Below are 9,419 nucleotides of genomic sequence, written 5' to 3' on the forward strand. Positions count from 1 at the left end.
AATTAAATAGCATACAACAGTGAAGAATACGAAATATCCAAGCATCATTGCATACAATACCTGACTTGGTGATTTAGAAATCCATTCTGTGCGCAGTGCCTCATAGGTAAGCACCGCCACGCTGACCGCGCCGCACAAAATCAATATCATAAGCGTTACAGGTGACAACATACTGAGAATTACGCCGATTGCACATATTACCGTAAACGGTATCCACGTTGACGCAAGACGTATTGAAAATTCCCAATATGCCGTTTTAAGACGCATTACAAATCTATTGATAAGCCAAAATATTCCCGAATACAAGAAAAATAAAATCACTCCGCTTATCGCACCGGATACCATACAAAGTATGATTTGCAATACAAGACTGTAACCTGCACCGCCGTTAAAATTCATAAGTGACGTCAATATTTTAAGCGGTCCTACTCCGCCGCCTCTTAATATAAAGAACATACACAGCCACAATACAACGCCTTGAAGTGCCGCAATAGTCATTATTGCCACTTTTCCGAGATGTGGCGGATTGGAAATTGTGTCAATCGGTGATTTTATAAATCTCACGATATATCTTCCCAACTCACCAAAAAATCCTTTCGGATTGATATTTGACGTTCTTGTTGCTTTAGCTTTCCTTGCCGCTTTTCTCGCCTTATGCTTTATCTTCGCTCTTTCAAACTTGCTTTCCGTTCCGGCATAGCCTGTTTTGTAAGAAGTTTCGGTTTTATACGGATTACTGTAATTAGCCTGTGTTTTCTCTTGTTTTTTATCCGATTTTTTGTCTTCTGTTTTTGTTTCGTTTTTTCTTTCGGCAGATGATTGCTGTTTCCCCGCTCTGTGTGCAACACTCTGCGGACAATCGCAAACTTCGCCTTTTTCAAGTTCTCTGCCGCAATATATACAGCTTCTCATATATACACCCTTTCATAATTTAAGTATATATAAATTATAAACCTGTAATAAATGGTTGTCAATGTGCCAAGTGTAAACAAAATGTTAATTATTTCAGAATACTTTTGACGGCGCCCGTCTTATTTATACAGTCGTGCCTCAAATGTTTTAATATCCGCCTGATGTTCGTCACGGACACGGTGGAATAATTTTATCGTTATACCGTCTATAACGGTTTCACATTCGGGAACTTCCTCATATGCCGTTGCAATATCCGCATAATTCATAAAACTGTTTACAGCCTCCTCAACAACCGTCTGACTGCCCTCTGCCAAGTGCGTCTGTGCAGGAGATGCGACAAGGACATAATTTACGGTATACAACGGTGTCAAATCCCTGTCACGCGAATCTACCTGTGGCAATGACACGATATAATTATCACGTATCGACTTTACTCCGAGTGACGGTTCTGCATTTATAAGTATATCCTCATTAAGCGTAAACGATGACGCAAGTACGCCGAGCGTATCACCGTCATAAACGGTTGTATCGAGTTTTTTCTTTAACGCAAGAATTTCGTCCGTATCGTCTCTTGATACAGGCAGCATCGAAAAATTCGGTATCAATGCCATATGCTTAATTTCCTGGATATTATGCGGTTGTGTGCGTGGAATATATACATTCACCGAATGTACCAACGCCAAAAGCGATATTCCGACCAAAGCCCATTCTTTTGTTATATGTCTTATTGATATAAGTGTAAGCATTATAAGTGACGGAATGTATAAAAGCAAATGTTGTTGTCCGTGTGTCTGAGTTGAAAGGAACATAAACAGGCACACTATCATCTGTACCCACATAAACAGCGTTCTTGTTTCTTTCTTTTTAACCGCCATAACCACTGACGAAACAGCAAGCACCCCAACGAATATTATACCGAAATATCTTGTTATAAGTTTCAAATCAGTTCCCACCGAAAACTTATATCCAGAATAAAGATTGCCGTAATCTTTCATCAGTTTGTACACAAGGAAATCTCTGAAAAATACAACGAGTATCAATCCGACAACTGCGATTGTTACAATCGGTTTGTACCATTTTTTCTTAAACAGTACGCAATCCGCAAGCATTGCGGTTATAAACGATACCGTGAAAAACGCGTACCATCTTCTCCAAAGCATAAGTGCGACAAGCAGTACGCCGATTACCGCATACCGCCATATCGCATCATCATCTTTGTCTTTTACAAAATACAAATTAAAGCATACAAGGCACCCTAAAAGTCCTCCTATATCAACAAATCCGTTAAATGTCAAAAACACCATAGACGGACATATCATAAGCGAAATCACCGCTGCAATTTTAGGTGCTTTACTGACTTTTTTCGCCAACACATACACCATTGCAAATGACGTCACTAAATATAAATTGACAAGTCCCAAAATATACGCAAGCCGTGACTCACCGAAAATTTTTACAATCAACGCCGACGGAAGTCCCGCTATATAGTTATAATCCTGCTCAGCAACGGAATTATAGACATTATGCCAAAAACCGCCTTCACTAAACGCTCCCGACGCAATTTTTCTTGCAATATCCCAATACGTCGAATCGTCCCAAAAATATATATAATTATTTTTTGTAATATAAATAATCGCCAAAATATTAAGCACCGCCCATACAACCGCAAAATAAATCAAAGTTTTATGATGTGGTCTTGCCGATTGTTTGCGTTGTGCAATTTCTTCAAGGTCATACTTATCGTTTAAAATCGCCCTGAATCTCACCTGACTCAGCCCTCCTGTTTAGCTAAATAATGAAAGTATTTCTTCGTTAGAAAGACTTTTAAATGTGTCCGTATTAACGCGGACTATATCGTCTGCAAGATTTTTCTTGTTTTCCTGCAATTTAAGTATTTTTTCTTCTATTGTACCCTTTGCGGCAAGACGTATAACCTGTACCGCTTTTGTTTGTCCTATTCTGTATGCACGGTCGGAAGCCTGTTCCATAACTGCAGGATTCCACCATGGGTCATAGTGAATTACGGTATCCGCACCAGTCAGGTTAAGACCTACGCCGCCTGCTTTAAGCGATATAAGGAACACGTTGTTTTCACCGCCGTTAAATCTGTCGGAAAGCTCCGCTCTCTCGTAAGACGGAGTTTTTCCGTCAAGGTAGAACGAATCTATCCCCACATTTTTCAGACTCTCTCTTATAATTGAAAGCATTGACGTAAACTGTGAAAATACAAGTATTCTGTGTCCCGACTCAACCGCATTCGTGACAAGTTCCATAAGCAAATCAAGTTTACCGCTGTCCTTATCATAGTTTTCGTCAAACAATGTAGGGTGACAACAAATCTGTCTTAGTCGCATAAGCAGTGTCAAAATACGCATTTTACCTTGACCGCCCTCACCAAGCAACGCAAGCGTCTGATTTTTCGCAAGTGCAAGATACGATGTGTACATTTTCTTTTGTTCACCCGTAAGCTCCGCATACATTGTGTTCTCGATTTTTTCCGGTAACTCGTTTAAAACATCGTTTTTCATACGTCTTAGCATAAACGGCTTTATCCTCGCTCTGAAACTATCCGCCGTCATTTTGTCACCGTCTTTTACAAGCGGCATTTCATATCTGTTTCTGAATTCGTGTGCCGAATACAAATATCCCGGCATTACAAAATCAAATATTGACCACAATTCAAGCAACGAATTTTCTATCGGTGTACCGGTAAGGGCAAATTTATGCTCCGCATTTATTTTCTTGACGCTTCTTGCATTCATAGTTTTCGGATTTTTAATATGCTGTGCCTCGTCTATAAAGCAATACGAAAATTCAAATTCTTTATAATGTGCAATATCGCGTCTTAAAAGCGGATATGACGTGATTACAAATTCATACTCGCCGATAGTCTGTATAAGTTTTTCTCTGTCCTCTTTTGCACCGTCAACTATTATGGTTTTGGCGTTCGGTGTAAATTTATTTATTTCGCTGAGCCAGTTATAAGTAAGTGCACTCGGTGCAACGATAAGCGTCGGTTTTTCGGGTTTTATTCCGTGAATATACGCAATAACCTGCAACGTTTTACCAAGACCCATATCGTCCGCCAATATACCGCCGAAGCCAAGATAAGAAAGCTGGCTGAGCCATGCCATTCCGTCTTTTTGATAGCCACGCAAAATGTCGCTGACTTCACTCGGAATTACAGGCTCTATATTTTTTATTTCCTCAATATATTTTTTAAATTCTTCATTCTTTTCAACAGATGAAAGAGAATTTAAGTAAAGTGCATGATACTTTGGAATTACTTTTTTACCGTTTTTAATATCTTCAAAAGAAAAATCAAGTTGATCAAGCAAATTGAAAATATCCTTTTGTTTACTGTTTTCAAGGTCGATAAAACTGCCGTTTGACAATCTGTAAAATCTTTTCTTCAGTTTAACCGCACTTAAAATTCCGCTGATCTGTTCATATGACAGATTACTTTCAAAGTCAGCCTCAAGCAAATCAACACCGCTGTTATATGTTACAGACGCACTTATATCCACTCGGTCCATAATCTTCAAGCCGGCAAATCTGTCGGAATAATAGAGCTTTGCTTTTTCTTTAAGTACAGGAATTTCGTCCGATAGGAATAAATATATTTCTCTGTCCGATTTCAACATGAATGTACCGTCTTGTAAATTGAACATCTTAAATGACGAAAGCAAATCGTTTTCAATCTCATAGTCACGCACAACGATTTTGCCGTTACCGTTTACATCGTTCGGCAAACGTAATCCTATACTTCCGTAATTCGCCTTAACAACGGCAGTTATACCGCCTTGTGTCGCGTCAAAATACACTTCAAATGTCGGTTTCGCATCGACAATCATATCTTCGATACCGCGTGTTATAACGCCGTGCTTACTGCGTATATCGGGTAAAACGTGAGTGGCAAACAAAATTGTATTGTCACCTTTAAAACTGATTTGCGTTCTGCCCTCCGTCGCAAGTGCATGGTATATCGGCATAAAATACTCACGCCATTCTTCGCTTGTGTGGTATATCGTGTTCTCGTAAAAGAACCACTCACCGTCATGCGTCAGTGCAAAGCCTCTGTCACTGACAGACATATCAACTTCGCCATCACCTGCGTCAACATCAATTATTATATCTGGATTGTCTTCTTCTATTCTTACATTGCCCAAAGAAAGCCCATCAAATACAACAGAAAAATCAACATATTGCAGCAGAGGGAATATTCTCTTTGCCGCAAGTGAGCCGAAAGCCGTTTGATATGCCGCTTTCATATACATCTGAACATCTGCCGCACGATTTTCGTATGTTTCCGCAAGTATTGCTATTATCTCGTCTTGATGTTTCGGAAATTCCGTTACTGCGGGATTATATGACGTGTATCTGTCAAATTTAAACTCCTTGCCTTTCAAATAACATTCCAAAAAATTTTCAATACCGTGTACTTTATTACCGCCGATTTCAACAGACATTGCATACGATACACCGTTTGTATTGTGCTTATTTATGTGCAGTGTAAACTTTGCATATAGTGGCTGTTTTTCGTATTTTCTTGATGCAAATTCACCGCAAAGCGTTTTTGCAATCTTATCGTTTTCATCAACATAATCCGCACCCTCGTCAAGCTCCTTTTGACGTTGCTTTAATGTTGAAACAATATGTTTGCAAACAGAATTCATCGTTTCAAAATAAGGACAGGTACAAAAACAATCCTCTACACCTTTTTCAGACAGTCTTACCTGCACATTGTAGAGTTCTTCCCCGTCAACTACGGCTGTTATTAAATTATCCTCACGTTTTCTTAAATGAACTCTGCCCTCTTTAAAGTATTCCAAGCCACGCTTGTAAATAGTCGCCGAGCAGGATTTTTTTATCATTGAATCTGTTATTTTCATACCTTACAGCCTTCCCGTTTTGAATATTGTACACCCATTCTGTATCTTATAATTATAGCACATTTTAACTTATGATACAATATTATTTTTATATAAAATACAAATGGATTAAATTCATATAATATGCTAAAATTATGCGTGTAGAAAAAAACACGAAAGGACGAGCAGTATGGGAAAATTTGACGGAATACTTTTATGCACCGACCTTGACGATACACTTCTTACAACTGATAAACGTGTATCGGACGAAAACAGTAAAGCTATTGAATATTTCAAGTCAGAGGGCGGACTTTTCACATTTGCAACGGGACGTGTGCCGCAAGGCGCAAAGTTGATGCTAAACTACGTTCACCCAAATGCACCTATGGTTTGCTTTAATGGTGCGGCAATATATGATTTTAACGATGAAAAACTTTTATGGGCAAGCACACTTGATAAAGGTGCTTTGAAATGCGTTGAATATATGGATAAAATGTTTGACTTTGTGGGAATTGAAGTTTGTACTTCGGATAAAATTTATTTCTGTAAAGTTAATCAAAAAGTAAGAGAACATCAGGTTCTTGAAGATTTACCCGATAATTTTCTTGATTATCACGATATAAAGGAAGATTGGGTAAAAGTATTGTTTATGGTTGAAGAAAATGAAATTCAGCAGATAAGAGATGCGATTGCAAATTCACCGTTTGTTAATGATTATGAATTTGTGCAGTCCAGTCCTTGGTACTATGAACTTTTGCCTAAAAACGCAAGTAAGGGTGAGGGGCTTATGCACCTTGCCGATTTGATGAATGTTGACAGAAGTAATACAATCGGTATCGGCGATAACGAAAACGACCTTGCACTTGTTAAAATGGCAAATGTCGGTGTTGCGGTCAGTAACGCCGTTGATGAAGTAAAAGAAGTCGCTGATTTTATAACGGTTGATAATAATTCCAGTGCCGTTGCGGCGGTGATTTATGCACTTGATGACGGAAAAATTAAATTTGAATAACGTAATAAGGGCGGTCATTGACCGCCCTTGTATTTTGTGGTTGCCACCCCTCAGTCAACTTCGTTGACAGCTCCCCTCTATGGGAGCCTTACGGAAAGCCTCTCCTTGAGGAGAGGTGGCACGAAGTGACGGAGTGGTGGCTTTTGGGGGACGTCCCCTACTCTCATTATCTATTATCTTTTCAATATTATCTATTATCTTAGTCTACCAAAACGGGCGACCAATGGTCGCCCCTACTATTATAGGCTCCCATCGAGGGGAGCTGGCGACATCGTCGCCTGAGGGGTGGCTTTATTTCTTATACAGCATATCAAGTTCATCTTTTGTCAATTCACGGACTTCGCCTTTTTCGAGTGATTTATCAAGTTTCAAATTGCCAATTGCGACACGTTTCAGATACGTCACCGTTTTACCGACCCTTTCGCACATACGTTTCACCTGATGAAATTTACCCTCTGCAATTTCGATATAAACCTCATTCGGATTTTCCGTTATTTCAAGCTTTGCACTTTTTGCGGTAAACTCTTTAAATTCCATACCGCCTGCGAATATTTCAACATCTTTTTCTTCCATAGGTTTATCAAGCACCGCGAAATATCTTTTATACACATCTTTTTTCGGTGATGTCATTTCATGAGCGAATTGACCGTCATTTGTGAGGATCAAAAGGCCCTCCGTATCTATATCAAGTCTGCCTACGGGATATACTTCAAAATGTGCGTATTCCTCCGGAACAAATTCGGTTACAACGGGATACTTCTTATCATAAACAGCACTTACGCAGCCTTGCGGTTTATTTAGCATTAAATACACAAATTCACGATAAATCAATCTTTCACCGTCAACCTCAACAATACTGTTTTCATCAGTCTGTTCCTCCGGCTTTTTACACACTTCACCGTCTATAAACACAAGACCTTGTTTTATTAGTTTTTTCACATCTTTTCTGCTTGCATATCCGCAGCCGGAAATATATTTATCTATACGCATATATAACTCCTTAAGCAAAAAGGACGGCATAATAAAGCCGTCCTTCAATTTTCAATTATCAATTACTGATTGTTTTCAGCAAGCTTTTCGTCGTATTCCATTGCAAGCTGTTCAATTTCGCCTGAAGCTTTCATTTCTGAAAGTGTTTCGTTAATCTTGTCAAGAAGTTCTGTGTTACCCTTCTTAACTGCGATTGCATATTCTTCTGTTTCAAATGCCTGTGGGTCTTCAACAATCTTTAGACCGTTCTTTTCAGCAAGAGCCTTACCTGTTGCAGAGTCGATAACTACTGCGTCAAGCTTACCGTTCTTAACGTCTTGAACTATATCAATACCTCTGTTTGCTCTTGTAACCTTGTCTTCTGCAAGCTGTAAATCGTTTGTTACGATATTGTCGCCTGTGTAACCAAGAACAACGCCGACTGTCTTGTCATTCTTCAAATCTTCTGCACTTGTAATATCTGTGTTGTCAGGTGCAACAACGATAACCTGTGATGCAACATAGTATGGATCAGAGAAATCAACGCTTTGCTTTTTTTCGTCTGTAGCAGTCATACCTGCAACAACCATATCAACCTTACCTGTACTTACAGATGCAACAAGTCCGTCAAATTCCATATCTTCAATTTGAAGTTCCTTACCTACATTTTCGGCAATCTTATTAGCAATAGCAACGTCAATACCGTCAAATTCGCCTACAAGACCTTGTGATGTTGTGTATTCAAACGGTGGGAATGCTGCGTTTGTACCCATAATCAACTTATCACTGCTTCCGCAACCTGCAAGTGCTGCCACTGCCATAACTGATGCAGCTGCCAAAGCTACCACTTTCATTAAACCCTTTTTCATTTTTTGTATCCTCCTAAAAAATCACTTATTTTTATATTTAACACATTCTGTGTTAGATAACTACTTTAAAACTTTGCTCAAAAATTCTTTTGTTCTTTCGTTTTTCGGATTGCTGAACACTTCGTCAGGAGTGCCTTCTTCAAGCACATATCCGCCGTCCATAAACAAAACTCTTGACGCAACTTCGCGTGCAAATCCCATTTCGTGAGTTACAACAACCATTGTCATACCACCGTCCGCAAGGTCTTTCATAACAGAAAGAACTTCACCGACCATTTCAGGGTCAAGTGCCGATGTAGGTTCATCGAACAACATTATATCCGGCTGCATTGCAAGTGCACGTGCTATTGCAATTCTCTGCTGTTGACCGCCCGAAAGCTGTGCGGGATATGAGTCCTCTTTGTCCGCAAGACCTACTTTATTCAAAAGCTCACGTGCAAGCTTTTCAGCCTCTGCTTTCGGCATTTTCTTAACCTTAATCGGTGCAAGAGTTATATTGTCAAGCACTGTAAGGTGCGGGAACAGATTAAACTGCTGAAACACCATACCCATTTTTTCACGAATTTTATTTACATTTGTTTTTGGAGCGGTAATGCTTTCGCCCTCAATGAGAATTTCACCCTCTGTCGGCACTTCAAGCAAATTAAGACATCTCAAAAATGTTGATTTACCCGAACCCGAAGGACCTATAACAACAACCTTTTAGCCTTGTTTTATGTGCTGGTCAATTCACTTTAATACTTCCAAATCTCCAAAATGCTTTTTTAAACCGGTAACCTTTATCAT

At 39.3% G+C, this 9,419-nt stretch carries 6 protein-coding genes and 1 pseudogene; 1 reads left to right on the top strand and 6 read right to left on the bottom strand.

The features are described 5' to 3' along the window. The 3 genes from ACLTU0_RS08530 to ACLTU0_RS08540 form a co-directional block, all read right to left on the bottom strand. The coding region (locus ACLTU0_RS08530; RefSeq protein WP_412322062.1) for a hypothetical protein at positions 1 to 912 on the bottom strand (912 nt) is incomplete at its 3' end. A gap of 119 nt (positions 913 to 1,031) precedes the next feature. Then, positions 1,032 to 2,678: a hypothetical protein gene (locus ACLTU0_RS08535; protein WP_412322064.1), complete on the bottom strand. Its 1,647-nt coding sequence runs from the start codon at positions 2,676 to 2,678 to the stop codon at positions 1,032 to 1,034. Between the two features lie 18 nt (positions 2,679 to 2,696). Continuing rightward, a complete protein-coding gene (locus ACLTU0_RS08540; protein ID WP_337869285.1) occupies positions 2,697 to 5,804 on the bottom strand; it encodes a DEAD/DEAH box helicase in 3,108 nt (1,035 codons plus the stop codon). 169 nt (positions 5,805 to 5,973) lie between these two features. Here ACLTU0_RS08540 and ACLTU0_RS08545 point away from each other — a divergent pair, with 169 nt between their 5' ends. Further along, the gene (locus tag ACLTU0_RS08545) at positions 5,974 to 6,795 is read left to right on the top strand and encodes a Cof-type HAD-IIB family hydrolase (protein ID WP_412322065.1); all 822 of its coding nucleotides are present in this window, start codon (positions 5,974 to 5,976) and stop codon (positions 6,793 to 6,795) included. A 291-nt stretch (positions 6,796 to 7,086) separates the two neighbouring features. On the opposite strand, the gene ACLTU0_RS08550 is transcribed toward ACLTU0_RS08545, so the two are convergent. The 3 genes and pseudogenes from ACLTU0_RS08550 to ACLTU0_RS08560 all read right to left on the bottom strand — a co-directional run bounded on the left by ACLTU0_RS08550 (position 7,087) and on the right by ACLTU0_RS08560 (position 9,362). Next, positions 7,087 to 7,785, bottom strand: a complete 699-nt coding sequence (locus tag ACLTU0_RS08550; RefSeq protein WP_147514214.1) for a pseudouridine synthase — start codon at positions 7,783 to 7,785, stop codon at positions 7,087 to 7,089. 62 nt (positions 7,786 to 7,847) lie between these two features. Further along, positions 7,848 to 8,633, bottom strand: a complete 786-nt coding sequence (locus ACLTU0_RS08555; protein WP_147514215.1) for a basic amino acid ABC transporter substrate-binding protein — start codon at positions 8,631 to 8,633, stop codon at positions 7,848 to 7,850. A gap of 60 nt (positions 8,634 to 8,693) precedes the next feature. Continuing rightward, positions 8,694 to 9,362: pseudogene (locus tag ACLTU0_RS08560) on the bottom strand (amino acid ABC transporter ATP-binding protein). Between the last annotated feature and the right edge of the window lie 57 nt (positions 9,363 to 9,419).

This window comes from Hominilimicola sp. (assembly GCF_046972485.1).
GTDB classification, from domain to species: domain Bacteria; phylum Bacillota; class Clostridia; order UBA1381; family UBA1381; genus Hominilimicola; species Hominilimicola fabiformis.